Raw genomic sequence first — 20,450 nt, 5'->3', positions numbered from 1 at the left:
TTGACAGGGATAAGACCAATCCTTGCTTACCACATATAGGGCACGTTGTTCTATAAAATTCAAACCATCTCTCATTATTCCCCTTATTCATGCTTCTCACTGGCCTTAATATTCTACTTGCTACTAACTTTTCAATTGACATCACATATCCCCTTTTCCCTTGATCAAATAAAAAAGCCCTTTGGAATACGGAGGTTAAATACCACACAAACGTGTAATTTAATCCGTAACCCGAAGGGCTTTATGTAATCACTAGAAAATAAAAAAATCAACAAGTTATAATAAAAATATACTAAAAATTCTTTATTTAATCTAGAGGTTAATTATAATATTATTAAACTCCACACTATAATTATACATGGGCATCTCACTGCTCAACCCCTTTTGGATCTTTTGAAGCGAGAACTTCTTCGGAATTAGATACTATTTTAGCAATCTATATTTACTAAGCTATAAGGGTCCTCCTTATTAACCGTTCACTAATGTTTTTCTGCTTACTTTTTTTGGTACAGTATACTCTCTACTAACCAATTAATTGCGCTATTAAGCGCAATCTTGTTAACTATAATCTATTTCTTGTAAACAATCATCATAACATTATATTTTGTTCAAAATTAATTAATTCTACCCAAAACCACTTTAAAATAAGGACTATAAAACAGTCATATAATTATCAATCTCATGTTGATACCAACAGAAAATCAATACATCTCACCTATATTTGACATTGATATATCAACTGAGATTAACATATCAAATGAAGCGCACTAACTTTATCACTAGTATCCACCAGTTAACATTAACATAACATTAACAAGCGATTACTTATCAAAAACGTTTGCACCTATCTAAACTTTAAGATCTATATTAGTTGAACATTAGTCCATTGCAACAGATTGCACGGAAATAAGTTAATTAATAAACTACCTATAAAAATGTTCCAATGCTAGTAAGACATAAAAAAGAAACACCCTGAAACTATCAATCTCATGTTGATACCGACGGAAAGATAACTGGTTTTTAACCTCTCATTTGTTATTAACATGTTAACTGAGATTAACATGTTAACTGACAGTTTTCTTTTGTTATCGATATCGTTTCGAATAAGATCGACATAACATTAACAATAAGGTGTCAAAAAAGAAGAATCGTTTATAGCTTTCAAGATTTCAAAATCTATATCGGTTAATTTTTTTCTGCTGCGGCAGTTTTCTCGAAGTGAATCTAGTGACGATCTATCCTAGAAAATGACTCGACACCATCAAAACATAGTTAAAAATTTAATCAGGATAATAAATAATGACAGCATTTTACCCTTTATTTATCATTAACATATAGTCTAAAAACAACACATAGAAAGGAATGCTATCTATATTGTTAATGTCATATCGATAATTTTCATTTAACATTAATATGACATTAACAATTAAGTAGTTCAAATACGCATAAATACAGATCTTGGGTCTTGGCGATCTGTATTTATTATAAATTTATTTACTACAACAGTTTTCTAATGAAAAATCAAAAAATACTCTAATAGAACTATAATTGCACTTAGAAACTAACAAGAACTCCATACAATTGATAGTTTCTTATTAGTGACACCAAAAAAATAACAGTTTTTCCTTTGTCTATCATTGATATATAACCTGAAATTGACATGTTAAGCGATAGTTTTCTTTTGTTATCGATATTATTCTGATTGATATTGATATAACATCAACAATAAGATGTCAAAAAGGAGAAGTGTTTATAACTTTCAAGATTTCAAAAACTATATTGGTGAATTTTTTCTTCTGTGGCGGTTTGCTCGAAGCGAATCTAGTGATGATCTATCCTAGAAGTTATTTTCACACTATCAAAAAATAGTTAAAATTTAATTGCAATAACAAATGACGACAGTAATTCAATGCTTTTCAGCCTTTGTTTATCATTGATATATGGTCTAAAGGCGATACGTAGAGAGAAATACTGTCTATTTTGTTAATGTCATATCAACAATTTTCATTAAACATTGATATAACATTAACAATTATGTAGTTGTAACACGCATAGATGCAGATCTTGGATCTTCGAAATTTGCATTAGTTAAAAATTTATCTACCACAACAGGTTTCTATTGAAAAATTTAAAAAAGAAAACATTCTAAAAGAACAATAATTGTGGCTAGAAGCTAATAAGAATTCCATACAATTGATAGTTTCTTATTAGTAACACAACAAAATTAACAGTTTTCTCTTCATTTGTAATTGATATGTAACCTGAGATTAACATGTTAATAGGGCTAGTTATCTATTAATGGTAGTGTCGCATCAACTATTACTCATACGTATTGACATGACATTAACAATCATCGATTCTAAATTTGAAAATATACATACAAATAGAGTTTTAGATTCTACATCTATTAAAAGGCTTTTTTCTATAGCAAAATTCACTGGATAAATCGGAGAAGATATCATTCTTGAAAGTATTTTGATAGTAACCAAAAACAATAAATCACTTTTTATTAATTCCGATTTAAAAGTGGCAATTGTATGAATCAATTTTGATTATATAGAGATCACTTCTAAGGGGTGATACCCCCTAGAAAAAGTGAGTTTATATTAAACCGCATAAAAGTACTTCAACAACCTATAATAGCCTTCACGTGCATTCTAAAGACCTACTGAAACCAATTAACTATACCGTTCATGGTTTTCTAATATCGAGTATCATAAATTACAATAAATATAGGCCTTTATTTACTATCAGTATGGGCTTTTCGCTTTAGATTTATACATACTTTTTAGTTTTTAAGTCTTTAAGTTTAATGCTATATCCTTATAATTTATTTACAAATCACTAATATTTTCTTATCATTAATATATTGTAGACTAATTTGTTAATTTCATAGCAACAATAATCATTAATAACTAACGGATTATTAACTGGACATTAGCAATAGTTAATTTCAAATCCTTATTTATCAACTTCATGTTAACAAGCGATACTTTATATATCAACGACACATTTCATGTGAATGTCAATCGATAAAGGTATTGAGGTTTATATCGTCGAAAGACACTTAACATGTCAATCTCACTTTATATGTTAATTCCATTTTGCTATGGCCATTATATTTCAAGGAGGTACAACGATGATTGAACAAGATAACAAAAATACAACTGAACATATGGAGTCAAATAATACAAACTCTAGTCATGAAGATACTTTTGAAAAAGCTTGGCGAATAACAGAGTTTTCAAAACTAGTAGGCCGACATCATAACACTGTATACAATTGGTTCAATATCCTAGAGGAAAAGGGGTTACACGGAACATTAAGAACCAATAATACAAATGAAAAGCTATATAACACACTGGATTTAGACATAGCTTTATTTATCAAGCTAAAAAGGGATGAAAAGTGGTCGCTAGATGCAATTATTGAGCTTTTACCACATCAATTTGAACTAAGACCAGTTTCTCCAGAAAATCAAACCAGTGAAGTCTCAACCCAATTAAACATGCAGGAAGCTGCAGCGACTATTGAAAAAATAGTAGAGCAAAAGATTCAAATGCATTTACAAAACATTGAATTAGAGTATCAAGGAAAGTTTGAAGATGCTATACGTGCAGTGCTCCCTGAACCAGAAGACCCTGAAATGTTAAAAGAGCGCCAAAGACAAGAAAGACTAGATAATATGATAATTCAACATAGAGCGCGTACAGAATTAAGAAAACAAGCTGAAAGAGAGTGGAGTTCACAACCAGAAGAAACTCGTATTAAAAAAGTTGGTTGGTTTAAAAAAGAGGAAGATCTTGCGAGAAAACAACTTTTCATAGAAAACTATATTGATGAGAACATGATTGAATACATGAAAAATGTAATGAAAACAGAAAAATAAGCCTGGAAAACTCCAGGCTTATTTTTTATTTTGTTCCGAACATCTTATCGGGATCCATAAATGCAGCTAATTCTTCATCATTTTGCGTTTGTGGTTCTTCATCTTTAACTGGTTCTAATTCAAAGTAATCACCAAAGTTAATATTGAAGTCATCGTCCGAGTCCTGCGCTTCAATAGTATTAATTTGTGACTTTGTATATTGAATTTGACTCTGTTTTTCCTTAAATTCGTTATATTCTTCAACTAATCCTTTAGATAAACGTGATGGTAGTGCATCTGTCTTATAGAAAGTATACACGCTGCCCATAAAGTCATTTTTACTCACTAAATAACCATTAAAAACAGTTCCATTGATTGGTAGTTTATTTGTCACTTCTACTTTTGCATCATCCATAAATGAATCATCAATGTTCTTCTGTTCATCTAAAATTGCTAACATACCAAAATGATGTACCTTCGATGCCTCTAAATCTCCATTTTCATTTGTCTTCATTAGGTCAATAGGGTGATGGAATGAGCTTCCTTTCAATGATTCTGAGAACATATCTACAATTTCTTCACTGTTTTCAATTTGATTCATATTACGTGAAACCTTATTAATTACTAAACAGCCTGTTCTTTCTAGTAAAATTCGTTTAAAGTCCTGAGAATCTAGAATTACTGATGTTCCTGAACCATTTGCAGCTGTATTTAACTCATGAATAATATCTCCAATGCGTTGATTTGCATAGTCGCGTGAGTTTCCAATACCTTTTTTCTCATTTTCGTTTAATCCCTTAAACTCATCATAGAAGTGTTGGTTATCTGCAAATACAACAAATGCAACGCCTTTCGCTGGATCATTAGCTAACTTCCAAATTTCTTGTGAAAATTTATTCACCTGTCTTAATACATCAGGCCCATCAGCTCTAACTGGAAGTGTAACTACAATACCCATTTTAATGAAATCTTTACGCTCAATAGCATTATTGAAAGCAATTCTTGCATACTTTTGTTGATTTTTTATTAATTCTTCTCTAGGAATTTTCATTGCCATACTTTTAAGTTCTTCAGCAATTACAGGTTTATTATGAAAAGCGGAGAATTCTTCAATTGCTTGAATAATTGTAGATGTACCTGTACCACCGCCTAAACCTGCAAAAAATAGTACTAATTCATCAGTTGGTCTAACACGTTCCGTTATGAATTCTTTTAATTTATCTTTAGCTTCTTCATTAGATTCTAAAACCTTTACAGCACGCTCAGGATTCTTACCCAAACCACCTAATTTTAGTGAAACTTGGTTACTTTTCGGCACATTTTTCAGTTCAGCTAAATCCCCATCATTACTATTCAATGCTAGGCAATTATAAACTGCTGTACCGTCTGTATGCTTATACTCAGCAAACTTATCTACCATTCTAGTTCCAGCTTGACCAAAACCAACCATAGTCATTTTCACAGCTACTTCGTTTTTCAGAAAGTTTTTTGCCATTATTTTATCTCTCCCTTATTCTCATTACTTTTTTTACGTTTCCCTAATTCAACTAATACTTGTTGTCCCCTAATAGTTGAAATTAAAAACTTATACGGATGCATAATTTTTTCTGTTATTAATGACATTGAAGCTAAAGTAACAACACTACCTTCTGCCGATCTTCTTGAAATGTTAGTTCTTTCAATTTCTAATGAATAGGATTTACCCTTAGGTTTCTTTACTCTCCTATCAATAACAACACTTTCTACTATTTCATTTATTGAGATTCCTCTCATATACTTTGTCTCTTGGTATTGTTTGTTTACTTGAGATCCTATGTAATGAAATACATTGTAGAGTATTTCGTCTCCTTCAATAATGTCTGCAAACATTTCCACAACTTCTTCAGTGAATTTGTTTTGTTTATATTTTTCACTTAATACCTCGTTCAAGTTGTCCCCCCCTTAAAACGTTGGTTAATTATTCCTAAAAATATATTACATCATTGTAAGACGTATATCAAGTCATTATATATAAGACTTATATTAAGTTGTTATATATAAGACTTATATAACATTTACAAAATGTAAAATTGAAACAATGTCCTATATATCAACGTCAAATATATAAGACGTATATGAAAGTCGTTCATATAAGCAGTAAATAAAACATGTTAATATCAGGTTTCATATAACTAACAATAACCATTAAACAATAAATATGAGTGCAGTATTTATGTATATTTTGATCTAGAATTATAATTCCAATATATAATACTCCTAAAATAACGTACTATTATCATGGTCATTTGATTTATACACCTTATATATACGAACTACATATAAGACGTATGTATAAACACTTATTATTAAAGGTTTTATATGCTTTTATATTAATTTCATGTCAATAGAATATTACCACGGATTATTACACGACTCATTTAAAGGTCTTATATGAAAGACTTATAAATAAAACGTGTATATAACCCTATAAAAAAAGAGTAATACTTAAGAAGTATTACTCTTTTAACTATATAGTTTTATATAAAACACTTAGTTTATTGAAAAGAACTTCATGATCTTGCTTCTTATTTACCAACTCATTTCTCCCTTTGTTGTCAACAGAAAGGAAAGGGGATGTTAATGTCATATTATATTTAGTTATTTCTTTTATTAATTCTGTAGTAATTTCAGAGATTTGCAGGAATAATACATAAAATTGTGATTCATTTTCATTCAATTGGCTAGTTTTATAGTTAAGTTCTACAAACTTGTCAGTATAACTTGTCAATTTCATATCAATATAATCTCTATAACTAACATGTGAAGTCATAATGCTGTTAAACTCAGCTAAATTAAATAATTTCTTTGTTAGACATAGGTTTACTAAATAAATCCTGTATAAAGCTTTAAATGAAATAACATATTTAGCTCTTTTTTTTATTAATTGATGTATTCACCGTATTTGTTAATTAAATATCTTAACTGATTTGATTTTATCCTCAAAATTCTACTAACCTGTGAGGTATTATACGTTTTATAAGGATCTAGTGCTGCAAACTGTAATGGAATTATCTCATACTCATTATTTAATGTGTTGATTACTTTAGTATAAAGAAAGTCTGTTTCAAATTCACTTTGTATTATCCTTGTTATTAACCCATATTCTGTGTTCCAATTCCGCATTTTTTCACCCCTTAAATCAGATTGTAACATGCAAAATACGAAATATACACAATTTTCATTTACTTTATTATGTTTATTTACTTATTTCTTTTATGATGTAATTTTTCCTTCTGACAAACGGATACCTCTACAGAATTAAATACAATTCTGTTTAATACTTAATTTTATCCATGCAAAAGTATATTCACTGTACATTTTAACTATTTTTGATACTCTACACCTACATGACGAAGTATATATGACGAATCCTTTTTTTATCATTAGAGTTCGTCATATGTTCTCTTATCTATGTCGAAGAACATATGACGAACTCTAATAGAAATTTTCTACTTGATATCATTAGATTTAATTACCCACACCTGACGAAATGATATATGTTTTTAAACCGAGAGTTCATAGGGGATAATGGGTTACTTTTTTGTAAATTTCAGTTAAAATATACTTTAATCATTTTTATGTACTGAACTGCTTAATTTATCCAACATTAATTACTTTCATTTGTTGACAATTGCACTCAATTTTATGCAAGTTTCCGTATATTATTTTCATATCAAGGGAGTGTTTAAAATTGAAAAAATCATTTGATTATACCGTTAAATATATCGTCGGGGAAAATGATCGTGGAGTTTATTTTAATCGTTCTGACATTTTTACAGTTTTATTTTTATATGAACAACGAACAGTATCTCAAATTCAATTACGCAAATTTTATGAATTGATAAGTGGAGAACCTATAAGTCGAACTACATTTTCATCAAAGCTAACCAAGTGGTCTAAAATGAAATTAATAAAAAAAGAAAACATAAGTGTGAGAAAAAAGCGCGGATTTACATTGGATTTTGTTTCTATCTCTTCAAAAGGGGTTGAAATATTATACCGATTAAAATTAATTTCTGATTGTAGTACCTCATTTGTTACCAAAAGGCAGTATGAACACAATATAGCTATTACACAATTTGTATTAAATTTACTTGAAGCAGAATCCCAAAATGAACATACTGGTGCAATTGTAGGTGGTAAGGGAGATTATCTTTTTCCGCTAAACTCGATTGTGAAGCAAAACTTACATTTGCCAAACCTAATGTACTCCAATTCAAATGATGCTTACTTTTTATACGAAGATGAAGAGTATCGCGAAATGTTTCAACCAGAACTTCAACCCGTTTCTTTCCTACCAGATTTACCTCAGCTTGTATATTCATTTCGTCCATCTAAAGAATTTTATCCTGACTCAAAGGGAAACCCATTAATCATTCCTGATTGGGTTATTACTTGTAACAATTCTATTATCAACATTGAAGTTGATACAGGATCGGAAAACATTCCGTTTTTAGAAAATAAGTTAAAAAAATATCTCGATATCGCTGCCGCTAGCCCATCTAAGCAGTATTACGTGTTATTTTCTGTTATCGATGACTCCTACCATACCATTTCTACTTACAAAAAACGGACCACACGTGTAACAAATTTGAAAAAAGCCTTTAGCAATATACCACGTTTATGTGTAGTGGATAACCTCAATGTTTACGTATGCAATATGGGTGGGGCGGCACTTGTAGTAAATAATATTCTTCAAGAAATTCGCAAAACTAATAGTTTAAGTAAAAATCACCTACTCAAAAAAATCACTGAACGTTTAAACATAAATTCTTCTTTCCCTTATTCGGTAGAGTGGATATCTAATAAAAATGAAATGCAAACGAAAGGAATTCAGCATTCTAAACTACTTGAGCTAACAGATGACATTTTGGTATTACGAAAAAAATCATCTGATGAAGAAAAAAATTCTTTAGATTACTTAGAAATATTATGTATATCAACAATACTTAAGGTAGGGGAGGTTAACGCACACTTTAAATTGCAACAATTATCAGGATTGTTGGCCATGCAAAATCAACACCGAACACTAAACCCAATTAAGATCTTGGGGATATATGAAGCGGATGAATTAGAGCGTGGGCAGCAAGCCATTTTTACTGATTTGTTTCACAATTCCATAGCACCAGAGAATATATTATTGGCTACTTCTGCTGAATTGCTTAATTTCACCGCTTCTTTTTATTCGTTAAAAGAGAGGGTGAAACAAGAATTTGGAGAATGCAGTTCAAAAGAATACTGAACTCAATAATACACCTGGTAATGGGGAGGATCCAAAAGCCGGAAAGAGCAAGAAAAATTCCTATACAGTTACAATCGACATTACAAAAAGCTGGAAATATCGTTTAGTGGCTCGCTCTTCTTACTATGTTGTGACATTACTACTGCTGCTAGCTTGGTATTTTGCTTTCAGGGGAATATATAAATACGCTTCTTTCTGGTCAATACAAATGGGCGTTCCATTACCTACCTTAAGTATCTTCGGTAATCCGTTCGAAACTAATTATTACATTGAAACCTTTTTTAGCTTTTGGATTTTAATTTATACTTGGCAGCTTTCAACCAAGGTTAAGACTTATCAGGAGATAAAGCGTAGATGGTTTATTTTCTCGATGATGTTAATCGGTATAGTTGCCCAGTTCTTATGGGCGTTTAGTGCTCCATTAGCTAAGATATTTATTCCATTCTTAAACTCGAAAGCTGGAGAGGTTTCACTAAATGACAAAGGATTAGAAGATACTATCCTTTCAAATTTCAGTAATATCATGCACCTTGTATTTGCTATACCTGTATTTATTATTATTCTCGTACTCTTATGGCTCTTTAAGATTTTTTATGAACATAAAAAAGAGCTTTTAGATGAATTCGGAAAATGGGAATACGTATTTAAAATACCTGGTTGGATGCTTTCCTTTTTGAATGATGATCGCCAACGAAAACTTGCTACTTCATTACACAAATTTTTCACTGAAAAAAACCCATCAAAATTGCCAGAACCCGATATCTTTCTTGGTCCTAACAGTGCTACACGGGAAATGGCAGTTATTCAGGGCAAGTCTTTAACACTTAACATAATGATCATCGGTAATATTGGTACAGGTAAATCAGCTGCACTAGGTTTGCCAATTGCCAATCAAATTCTTGACTATATGGCTTCAATGATTAATAACTTTAAAACCCTATATGCAAGAAAAGATTATCATTCAGAGGATGTAAAAGGAACGCAGGTAAATGGTCTTACAGTTATCGAGCCATCTAACGACTTCTGCGAAAAGGTATATAAATTGGTATTAGCACACAAGATTCCCGAAAGTGTTATTTTCTATTTAAATCCAACAAATCCTGATACCCCTTCAATAAATTTCGTACGTGGTCCAGTTGATAAAGTTGTTGAGATGTTATGTTCAGTATTAACGGGGCTCTCTGATAATGGTGCAGGAAATCCTTTCTTTGTTCAATCTGAGCGTTCGCATCTTAAACAACATATTTACTTGTTAAAACTCCATGATTTAAAATTTGAAGCTAGATTTGAACATTTAATTGATTTGTATAATGATGCTAATCTCGTTTTTGAGATGCATCTCAAGTTAAAAGAGCGACTTCCTAATGATATTGAATCTATACCTGATAGAGATGAACGAAATCATTGGCGCATAATGAAGCAAGTTGATGAATGGTTTGATTTAAATTATGTACCTGAAATTTCTGGCGGTCGTGGGGGAGGGGAAGTTGTTTATCATACTGAAGGGAAATACTATGGGCAGCCAAAGATTATTGATAAACAAGAAACCTTCGTTCGTGGTTTACGAAACACATTAAATGATATTTCAGCTCAACCTCTGCTCCGTCGTGTATTATGTGGTCCATCAGATTTTGACTTTGAAAAGCATTTGGAATTTGGAGGTATCCTTTTAATCAATACAGCGAAAGGGGAACTTTCTGACCTATCTGATGTATTCGGTAAATTATGTTTATATGCAGTGCAAAATGCTGTTTTCCGTCGTAAACCTAACGTATCTCCATACCATCCTGTTTTAGTCGATGAGTTTGCAGATTATATTTATAAAGCATTTAAAAGTTTTCCTGCTCAATCACGTAAATATAAAGCTCCTTTAATTGTTATTGCACAAACCATTAGTCAATTAGCAATTGAACATGGCCCAAGATTCATGGATATCCTGTTAGGTACATTTCGTAATAAACTTGTTTATGGTGATGTTACTAATGAAGATGCTAAATTGTTTAGTAAGCTTATGGGTACGAAAACAATTTATGAAGCACGTGAAGGTGATCAAGAAATTGATATGGTAACAGCTGAAACGAAAACTCAAAGTACACGTAGAACATCCTACTCTTATTCGAAAACAGAGGTACCCATTCTTTCTGAAAATGATATATTGATTCAAAAAGCATTCCAGTGTGCTGCTAAAATTGTAAAAGATAATGCTCCTCAAGGAGGAATACAAGTAAATGCAAACTTTGTTCCTGCCACTGAGTTTAAAACAGCTAAGATTCAAGTTGATGCAGAAGCAGCTGCTTATTGGCTAAAAGTACGTGAAGAGTCATTGAATACGGAAATTAAATATGATGATTATGTTACAGATACAGATGTTGATAGTGAAGATACTGTAATTGAGGAATTGAGTACATCTAAAACAGTGCCTACTGCAATAGAAGGTTGGTTACAAACGTTAAATCCTGATACTTACGATTTTTATAATAATGAAGATGATACTGACAATGAAGGTGATTTAACAAATAATCAGTCTGTGCAAGATTACTCAAGAAATTTTGCTCCTAAGCTAGAAAAGGAGGATGCTACAGCATCAATTGCTACTTCTACTTCAACAGAACCCGCAAAAATTAATGAAGTAATCAATGTTCAAAAAGAAAATGTACCAGACACAAGTAAACATAGAGAACCTATTGAAATTAACAAAAAAGCATCAGTTATTACTGAAACCCCAATAGAAGTGCCAAGGGCGAAGCATACACCACAATATAGAGAGCCTGCTTACATATCGACTGTAACTCCTAATCAGCAAGAACAGGAAATTCAACGAACTGCAGAAATCAATGGTAAAAATACAACATCTAACTTAACAATGCAATGGTTACAGCAACAAATGGCTGCAACTGTATCTCAAGATGATGAAAACATATTACCTTCAGATACAACAGAAGAAGGTTCTCGACTTCAAAATCGAAAAATGGCAGAAGTAACTCCAGAAAGTGCAGCAATTAAGGATAAACTCAGTCAATATATCAAAGGTGACATTAATCTTGATTGATACACTAAGCATATAACGAATATTTCTAATGGTAAAAAGGTTTGGGTCGTAAACTCATACCTTTTTATTTTTTAAGATGCATATTTCCGAAAAAGTTTCTTAATCTCGCATTGCCCCAGCTTCTCGGGAAGTCATTGCTCCTTGTCCTGCTCTTACATCATTTTGAATTTCTTGTTTTACTTTTTGCGCATCAGTTTCTGCAAAATTCGGTTTCATAATAGAACCAGACTTCTCTATAGCTTTTTTATGATTTTGCATACAAATCCTCCTCAATTTAACGTTTAACACTCTTATTTTGTACAAAAGTACACTCGGTATACCCCGAGTAGTTGAACGAATTTCACGTAAAGTAAAGGAGGGAAATTAAATACGTGGTTTCTGTTTTTAGGAATAGCAAATAGAAATTATTCTAATGTCGAGCGCGATTATGGAACCGTACATGTAGAAAATGAACAAAATAAAAAGAATCAGGTACCTCTGTAAAGGTATCTGATTCTTTTTACATAGACTCTATAATCATTTGTCTTTCATACCACTTGTTCAGTTTTTCATTAACGCTTTTTGAAATACGCTTCATTTTTTTATTACAGAATCTAGAGAGCGTAGCAGGGGATAGACCTATTTCATCTGCTATCTCACGCATTGTTTTATTTTGATGCATATGCTGATGCATAATTTTCTCTCGAATCATATCCTCTGATCCTACAGTAGGTTGTTTTACTGTATCTACAATATAACGCTCCTCTTGCTTCTCTTGCGTATCTATTGTTTTTTTCTTCACCATACTATCTATATTATTCATCAATTCTTTTGGAGGTAAAATAATGATTCCCAACTTTTCAAAGTAATTCTTAAACCAATTGCGTTCTCCTATCTTTGTTTCATCCAATTCTTCTGCATATGCCCAATGTGAAATGACATTTTCTTTTTCTAAGTCAATTAAAACATTTTCTAGTTGTTCTCGAATTCGATGTGGACGTCCATTCGTAGTTTTGATACCCATTACAGATAGTAAACCTTTTTCTCCACCAATGGAGTATGGTCTTTTTAAAGTACTGTATTGCTGACGAATTCTCCACTGCCATGATAAATAACGAATTAAACGTTTATGAAACTTATGTCTATAGCTATTATACTCTAGTGCTTTTTTCGATAATAAAGCAGTTGTACTATTAGAGCCATACAAATAGCCTGATAAGAAACTACCTGGTTTAATCTTACAGGATTCTATTCCCATATATTCATTAGTATTCTTATCTCTCCATAACACTACTGAATCGAGTACGAATAGCCTTTTGATTACTTCACGTTTTACTTCGAATTGTTGCCCAGTTTCTGCTTGATCGTTCAGTACTACAACTTCATTATCGTCATTCAAATAAATAAAGATACTAGCTAAAGCCGCTATACGTTGTGCTATTTTTATCTTATCTTCTGCTCGATAATACTCTACACCATTTGCTGATGCTTTTGGCATATTACATAATTCCAACACATTTTCATAACTAAAATCTATGAATTCATCTGGAGATTTAGCTTGATTTAACCATTGTATTGTAATGGTATCCAAACAGTCTGCTGTAAGATCATCCATATTACTAATTACTCCATCAACCAATATAGACCATCTTTCTGCTTCGTTTGTATTCACTAATCTCAAATCCTCATCCTTATGTGAAGATAGTTGTGCAACTCCGCTTGAATTTTTTGTTTCTAATGGCAGTACCGGTTTTGCTACTGCTTCATCTTCCTCAAAATGATTTTTTGCTATTCCATCACGTAATTGATAGTACATTGCGTCATTGGTTACAGGATAGTAATCATCCGATATATCTTCTATATGTTCTGTTACCTGACTATCTTCAAAAATTGAAATTTGAGTTGGTTCAACTGCTTCAACTTTTTCTCCGAATTCTTGTTCAATGATCTTATCTAGTACATTTTGAATTTCAATTTTATATTTATTCAGATTGGTATAAATGTTTAATAACGATATTCCTTGCTCTTGTTTCTGACCTAGCCAAGAAACAAGTGTCGAAAAGGAAGGGGACATATTAGCTGATGTTACTAATTTATCGTGATTCTCTTGTACTTCTTTATAATATTTATTCCATTTGGCCCATAACTGCTTGTTTTCTTCATAAATTGGAGCAGCAAGTAGGAGGGCATCACTAAACAATGCTAACACTTTCTCCATATTTAAATACCTCCTATCAATGTTAATTACAAATATAATTTGAATCTTAAAAATGTGAAACGTCATAGCTATATGATGGCTATATAACCTTTAAGTTGAAATGTTATCTGAATAATCTACATAACCGTTGTTTTTTTACACGTTTTACTGTGAATCATTTAAATCCTCTTTACATGTCTTTAATTATATAAAACTGCTTCTATTTGTAAAATCATTACTTTACAATACAATTTCAATTTTTGAAAGTTTTTAATGCTCAAATTCAGTTACTGTTACATTTGTAACATCTATATTTTTGATTCAAAAAGTTGTAAACCTGAGTGGTAAATATGTTGATGTAAGTCCTTGGATATCGTATTCTTCAGTTTTCCATTCCCTAAATCTTCTTCATCAACAATAATAGTTTTTGGAGCGACTCGATTTGTTAGCTTATTAATTATGGGGCTTTCCTCTAAAAGAAACAAAGCAAACAATAAAAGCGCTTGCATAATTAAAAATCCGAGTTATAATACTTGTATACAAGTATACTTGATTAACACGAGGTGAATTTATGGCGAAATCAATGGAATTTCTTTATCCTGAAAAATGGCTTTCAAAAGCTTCTACAGGTGATCGTGTTGCGAGCGAACTAAGAATGCGCATTATTGCAGGTGAAATTGTAAGCGGTACCATCCTGTCAGAAAATAAATTAGCTGCCGATTTTTCTGTAAGTCGGTCACCCGTTCGTGAAGCATTAAAAGTACTAGCTTCTGAAAATATTATTCGCTTAGAAAGAATGGGCGCAGTTGTCATTGGTTTAACCGAGAAAGAAATCGAAGAAATATATGATGTTCGTTTACTTATAGAAAAGTTTATCTTTGAGCGACTTGTAAAGATGGACACAAATGATTTAGTAAGAGAATTAAATAAAATAATGGAAATGATGAAAATCGCCATTAAATATCATGATTCTGATGAGTTTTCTTATCAAGATCTCTTATTCCATGAAACGATTATTCGAACCATTGAGCATTCCTACATCCTGATGATTTGGAATAATTTAAAGCCTGTTATGGAAAGCTTAATCCTTTTATCAATGCGTACTCGTTTCAAGGAAAAGTACGAAGACTTTGAACGGATTATAAAAAATCATGAGCTTTATATAAAAGCAATCGAATCAAAAGATCGAGCCCTCATGATTGAGGCCTTACATCAAAATTTTGATGATGTTCAAGGGAAAGTTGAAGATTTCTGGATGTCACAACAAATGTTATCTAAAGGAGTAGAGCAGGGACATGAGTAGCTATATGTTAGGTATAGATATCGGTACAACAAGTACGAAAGCAGTTTTATTTACTGAAAAAGGCGAAGTCATCCAAACCGAGAATATTGGTTATCCACTTCGCACACCAGATATATCCACAGCGGAACAAGATCCAGAAGAGATTTTCCAAGCTGTTTTACAAGCGATATCAAATATAACGAGACAGCATTCAGATAAAAAACCATCGTTTATTTCATTTAGCAGTGCTATGCATAGTGTCATTGCTATGGATGAAAATGATCATCCGCTGACACCTTGTATCACTTGGGCAGATAATCGTAGTGAGGCATGGGCACATAAAATCAAAGATGAACTGAATGGCCATGAAGTTTATAGACGAACAGGAACACCCATTCACCCAATGTCACCATTAAGTAAAATTACATGGATTGTGAATGATTATCCGGAAATTGCTATTAGAACGAAAAAATATATTGGAATCAAAGAATATATCTTCAAACAATTCTTTGATCAATATGTTGTTGATCATTCCATCGCCTCGTGCATGGGTATGATGAACTTAAAAACACTAGATTGGGATGAGGAAGCTTTAAAAATTGCTGGTATAACACCAGCTCAATTATCTGAACTCGTACCAACCACCCAAATATTTAGTAACTGCAATCCAGATTTAGCCCAAAAGATTGGTATCGATTCACAAACACCGTTTGTCATTGGTGCCAGTGATGGGGTGCTTTCTAATCTAGGTGTGAATGCAATTCGAAAAGGTGAGATTGCTGTCACAATTGGGACAAGTGGTGCTATTCGGACCATCATTGACAAGCCACAAACAGATAAAAAAGGAAGAATATTTTGTTATGCCTTAACTGAAAAGCATTGGGTAATTGGTGGACCGGTAAACAATGGCGGAATGGTCCTTCGCTGGATTCGTGATGAACTTGCTTCATCAGAAGTAGAAACTGCGAAAAGACTAGGAATTGATCCATACGATGTATTAACTAAAATAGCTGAACGCGTGAGACCTGGTGCAGACGGATTATTATTCCATCCATACCTCGCAGGTGAACGTGCACCATTATGGAATCCAGATGTACGTGGCTCCTTCTTCGGTTTAACGATGTCACATAAGAAGGAACATATGATTCGTGCAGCTTTAGAAGGCGTTATATATAATTTATACACTGTATTCTTAGCGTTAACCGAATGCATGGATGGTCCTGTAACCCGTATTCAAGCAACAGGCGGCTTCGCAAGGTCTGACGTTTGGCGACAGATGATGTCCGATATTTTCGCATCTGAAGTCGTTGTTCCAAAGAGCTACGAAAGCTCTTGTCTAGGTGCATGTATATTAGGTCTCTATGCCACAGGAAAAATTGATTCTTTTGAAATCGTTTCCGAAATGGTTGGCAGTACCTACAAACATACACCAAAAGAAGAAGCAACAAAAGAATACAGACAATTACTGCCGATATTTATTAATCTATCAAGGGCGCTAGAAGATGATTATACACGAATTGCAAATTATCAAAGAAATTTAATAAAGTAAAACTTTCATCAGTAATCCCCACGCCTCGCTTCTATCTAAATCTCGAGGTGGGGGCCTTACTGCCCACGAATAGCGGGATAAATACAAATACAGCTAAGATTAGGGGGGGGAACTACGATGCCATTAGTCATTGTAGCAATTGGGATTTTAGCATTACTTTTACTGATTATGTGCTTTAAATTAAATACCTTTATTTCATTAATCATTGTATCGGTCGGGGTTGCTTTAGCACTTGGAATGCCACCAGAAAAAATTTTTAAAACCATTGAAGCGGGATTAGGCGGAACACTTGGTCATTTAGCACTCGTTTTTGGACTTGGTGCGATGTTAGGTAAGTTGCTTTCAGATTCTGGGGGCGCACAACGCATTGCCATGACCCTTGTGAAAAAATTCGGTGAAAAGAACATTCAATGGGCTGTTGTGACTGCCTCATTTATTATCGGGATTGCATTATTTTTTGAAGTAGGATTAGTATTATTAATTCCAATTGTATTTGCGATTTCAAGAGAATTAAAAGTTTCTATCTTATATCTCGGTATTTCGATGGCAGCAGCTTTATCTGTAACACACGGATTTTTACCGCCACACCCAGGGCCAACTGCTATCGCTGGTGAATTGCATGCAAACATCGGTGAAGTATTACTTTACGGTTTTATGATAGCGGTTCCAACGGTTGTGTTAGCTGGACCTGTATTTACTAAACTTGCAAAAAAACTAGTACCTGATGCGTTCACAAAAACCGGTAATATCAAATCTTTAGGTGAGCAGAAAGTATTTAAACTTGAAGAAACTCCTGGCTTTGGAATCAGTGTTTTTACCGCTTTACTACCTGTTCTTTTAATGGCAGTCGCTACAATTATTACTTTGCTGCAAAAAACAATGGGATTCAAAGATAATAGTTTACTAGCAACGATCGAGTTTATTGGGAATGCGGATACTGCCATGTTGATATCCTTACTAGTTGCGATCTATACAATGGGATTGGCAAGAAATATTCCAATCAAAAACGTGATGGAATCTTGTACAACAGCAATCTCGAATATTGGGATGATGCTTTTAATTATTGGTGGAGGCGGCGCTTTCAAACAAGTATTAATTGATGGCGGCGTTGGTAACTATGTAGCCGAATTATTCAAAGGAACTTCATTATCACCGATCTTGCTCGCATGGATTATCGCTGCCATTTTACGTATTTCATTAGGGTCTGCTACGGTTGCTGCATTAACAACTGTAGGTTTAGTGATTCCGATGTTAGGTCAATCTGATGTTAACCTTGCATTAGTTGTCCTTGCAACAGGGGCTGGTAGTTTAATTGCTTCACACGTGAACGATGCTGGTTTCTGGATGTTTAAAGAGTACTTTGGTTTAAGCATGAAAGAAACATTTGCAACATGGACTTTACTTGAGACTATCGTTTCTGTAGCCGGATTAGGATTTACTTTATTATTAAGTTTATTTGTATAGATCTTTCTAAACAGTAAAAGGGGTACGGAAGCTGTTTAATGTGATTTTTCATAATTAACCAGTGATTTTTCATGATTGATTAATAAGGATGAAAATTTCTCTTTATTTTTTAACTTGATAGTGATGTTCCGTGTCCCTATAACCTTTTGCACGAATACTGGCGGAGCCTATTGAAATGAAAAAGATTGATTATTTGATTAAAGTGTTATTTTAGGTATATATACTATAATACAGAGTAACATACATGGAAAGGAACGATGGAATATGGAAAAGTTACAAATTGGAGTTGTTGGTGTGGGCGTTATGGGAAAAAGTCTCGCACTTAACTTTGAGAGCAAAGGGTATTCTGTTGCCCTATATGATATTTCAAAGGAAAAAGTTGATGAAATCATTGAGGAAAACCGTGATAAAAACTTAGTTGGTACTCATATAGTTGAAGAGTTTGTTAACTCACTTGAATCACCTAGAAAGATTTTATTAATGGTTAATGCAGGGGAAATTACAGATAAGGCGATTGATTCTCTAGTCCCTCACCTCGATAAAGGTGATATTTTAATTGACGGTGGTAATACATACTTTGTCGATACAATTCGCCGAAACAAGCGTCTTGCCGAAGAAGGAATCAATTTCATCGGGGCAGGTGTGTCAGGCGGCGAAGAGGGTGCATTGAAGGGACCATCTATTATGCCAGGCGGGCAGAAGGATGCATACGAAAAAGTAAAGGATATGCTTGAAAACATCTCTGCAAAAGTGAATAACGAGCCTTGCTGTTCTTATATCGGACCTAATGGGGCAGGCCACTATGTAAAGATGGTTCACAATGGTATTGAGTATGGAGATATGCAATTAATTTGTGAAGCATATTTCTTCTTGAAACAAACACTTGATTTGACTGCAGACGAGTTCCATGAAATATTTGCTGAATGGAATAAAGGTGAACTGAACAGCTATCTAATTGAGATTACAGCCGATATCTTCAAGAAGAAAGATGAAGAAACTGGTAAGCCATTAGTGGATGTTATTCTTGATACTGCAGGACAAAAGGGTACAGGGAAATGGACAAGCCAAAGCGCACTTGATTTAGGTATCTCTCTGCCTATTATCACGGAATCTGTATTTGCACGTTGCATTTCTGCTTTAAAAGAAGAGCGTGTGAACGCAAGCAAAGTTTTATCTGGCCCTAAAGATAAAACAGCAATTGGAGTTGAAAAAGCTGAATTAATTGAAGCAGTGCGCCAAGCTTTATATATGAGTAAAATTTGTTCTTATGCACAAGGATTCACACAATTGAAGGCAGCTTCTGAGGAATATGATTGGAACCTTGATTTTGGCAGCATTTCTATGCTTTGGAGAGGCGGATGTATTATCCGTGCTGCCTTTTTACAGAACATTAAAGAGGCTTATGAAACAAACACTGACCTACCGAATCTTTTACTTGATCCATACTTTAAAGAAATTGTAGAGTCATATCAAGGTGGATTACGCCAAATTATCTCAATGGCAGTACAACAGGGCATTCCGATACCTGCATTTTCAGCAGCAATTTCTTATTATGACAGCTATCGTACTGCCAAACTACCTGCAAACCTATTACAAGCGCAGCGCGATTATTTTGGAGCGCATACGTATAAACGAGTAGATAAAGAAGGTACATTCCATACAAAATGGATATAAAATAAGAAATGGACTAAGATTAAATTCTTAGTCCATTTTTCATCCCACAATTCGCAGGCTATAAGACTCCCACTGATGGAAGTTCACTTTAACGAATTTCCCGAAAG

General features: G+C 33.1%; 11 protein-coding genes and 1 pseudogene. 7 read left to right on the top strand and 5 right to left on the bottom strand.

Translation table 11 applies throughout. The features are described from left to right. The first annotated feature begins 3,139 nt into the window (after window positions 1-3,139). On the top strand, window positions 3,140-3,889 hold the full coding sequence (locus tag COK05_RS29415; protein ID WP_000572417.1) for a MerR family transcriptional regulator: 750 nt from the start codon (window positions 3,140-3,142) through the stop codon (window positions 3,887-3,889). A gap of 25 nt (window positions 3,890-3,914) precedes the next feature. Here COK05_RS29415 and COK05_RS29410 read toward each other — a convergent pair whose 3' ends face one another. The 3 genes and pseudogenes from COK05_RS29410 to COK05_RS31960 form a co-directional block, all read right to left on the bottom strand. Next, on the bottom strand, window positions 3,915-5,363 hold the full coding sequence (locus COK05_RS29410) for a cell division protein FtsZ (protein ID WP_046960420.1): 1,449 nt from the start codon (window positions 5,361-5,363) through the stop codon (window positions 3,915-3,917). After that, window positions 5,363-5,797, bottom strand: coding sequence for a hypothetical protein (locus tag COK05_RS29405; RefSeq protein ID WP_098615334.1), 435 nt, complete (start codon window positions 5,795-5,797; stop codon window positions 5,363-5,365). The genes COK05_RS29410 and COK05_RS29405 overlap by 1 nt, the downstream gene beginning before the upstream one ends. Before the next feature lie 577 nt (window positions 5,798-6,374). Further along, window positions 6,375-7,060, bottom strand: a pseudogene (locus COK05_RS31960) (hypothetical protein). Window positions 7,061-7,598: 538 nt separating this feature from the next. Between COK05_RS31960 and COK05_RS29395 the strand changes: the two are divergent. Then, window positions 7,599-9,149, top strand: coding sequence for a replication-relaxation family protein (locus COK05_RS29395; protein WP_098615333.1), 1,551 nt, complete (start codon window positions 7,599-7,601; stop codon window positions 9,147-9,149). Beyond that, window positions 9,121-12,198 carry a type IV secretory system conjugative DNA transfer family protein gene (locus COK05_RS29390; RefSeq protein ID WP_098615332.1) on the top strand — a complete coding sequence of 1,026 codons (3,078 nt, stop codon included), beginning with the start codon at window positions 9,121-9,123 and terminating at the stop codon, window positions 12,196-12,198. Before COK05_RS29395 ends, COK05_RS29390 begins: the two co-directional genes overlap by 29 nt. Before the next feature lie 99 nt (window positions 12,199-12,297). Here the strand turns inward: COK05_RS29390 and COK05_RS31500 are convergent, their stop codons facing one another. Beyond that, entirely contained in the window at window positions 12,298-12,456 is a 159-nt protein-coding gene (locus COK05_RS31500) for a hypothetical protein (RefSeq protein ID WP_001179369.1), read from the bottom strand. A 241-nt stretch (window positions 12,457-12,697) separates the two neighbouring features. Beyond that, entirely contained in the window at window positions 12,698-14,395 is a 1,698-nt protein-coding gene (locus COK05_RS29385) for a helix-turn-helix domain-containing protein (protein ID WP_098615331.1), read from the bottom strand. A 550-nt stretch (window positions 14,396-14,945) separates the two neighbouring features. On the opposite strand from COK05_RS29385, the gene gntR reads away from it, so the two are divergent. From gntR to gndA, 4 genes are all read left to right on the top strand, one after another. Then, entirely contained in the window at window positions 14,946-15,677 is a 732-nt protein-coding gene (gntR, locus tag COK05_RS29375) for a gluconate operon transcriptional repressor GntR (RefSeq protein WP_098615329.1), read from the top strand. Continuing rightward, the gene (gene gntK / locus COK05_RS29370; protein ID WP_098615328.1) at window positions 15,670-17,205 is read left to right on the top strand and encodes a gluconokinase; all 1,536 of its coding nucleotides are present in this window, start codon (window positions 15,670-15,672) and stop codon (window positions 17,203-17,205) included. The genes gntR and gntK overlap by 8 nt, the downstream gene beginning before the upstream one ends. A gap of 117 nt (window positions 17,206-17,322) precedes the next feature. Continuing rightward, window positions 17,323-18,669 carry a gluconate permease GntP gene (gntP, locus tag COK05_RS29365; protein WP_098615327.1) on the top strand — a complete coding sequence of 449 codons (1,347 nt, stop codon included), beginning with the start codon at window positions 17,323-17,325 and terminating at the stop codon, window positions 18,667-18,669. Window positions 18,670-18,933: 264 nt separating this feature from the next. Next, window positions 18,934-20,343 carry an NADP-dependent phosphogluconate dehydrogenase gene (gene gndA, locus COK05_RS29360; RefSeq protein ID WP_098615326.1) on the top strand — a complete coding sequence of 470 codons (1,410 nt, stop codon included), beginning with the start codon at window positions 18,934-18,936 and terminating at the stop codon, window positions 20,341-20,343. Window positions 20,344-20,450: the final 107 nt, after the last annotated feature.

Origin of the sequence: Bacillus cereus, from assembly GCF_002567495.1 — a bacterium.
GTDB classification, from domain to species: domain Bacteria; phylum Bacillota; class Bacilli; order Bacillales; family Bacillaceae_G; genus Bacillus_A; species Bacillus_A cereus_AQ.
The sequence above is the reverse complement of the archived record's forward strand: the minus strand, read 5'-3'. Positions and strand labels throughout refer to the sequence as shown.

Excerpts from the sequence above, each read along its gene's own strand:
- COK05_RS29410 (WP_046960420.1), bottom strand. The coding sequence starts at position 5,363 with ATGGCAAAAAACTTTCTGAAAAACGAAGTAGCTGTGAAAATGACTATG.
- gntR (WP_098615329.1), top strand. The coding sequence starts at position 14,946 with ATGGCGAAATCAATGGAATTTCTTTATCCTGAAAAATGGCTTTCAAAA.
- gndA (WP_098615326.1), top strand. The coding sequence starts at position 18,934 with ATGGAAAAGTTACAAATTGGAGTTGTTGGTGTGGGCGTTATGGGAAAA.
- COK05_RS31500 (WP_001179369.1), bottom strand. The coding sequence starts at position 12,456 with ATGCAAAATCATAAAAAAGCTATAGAGAAGTCTGGTTCTATTATGAAA.
- COK05_RS29415 (WP_000572417.1), top strand. The coding sequence starts at position 3,140 with ATGATTGAACAAGATAACAAAAATACAACTGAACATATGGAGTCAAAT.
- COK05_RS29385 (WP_098615331.1), bottom strand. The coding sequence starts at position 14,395 with ATGGAGAAAGTGTTAGCATTGTTTAGTGATGCCCTCCTACTTGCTGCT.
- gntK (WP_098615328.1), top strand. The coding sequence starts at position 15,670 with ATGAGTAGCTATATGTTAGGTATAGATATCGGTACAACAAGTACGAAA.
- gntP (WP_098615327.1), top strand. The coding sequence starts at position 17,323 with ATGCCATTAGTCATTGTAGCAATTGGGATTTTAGCATTACTTTTACTG.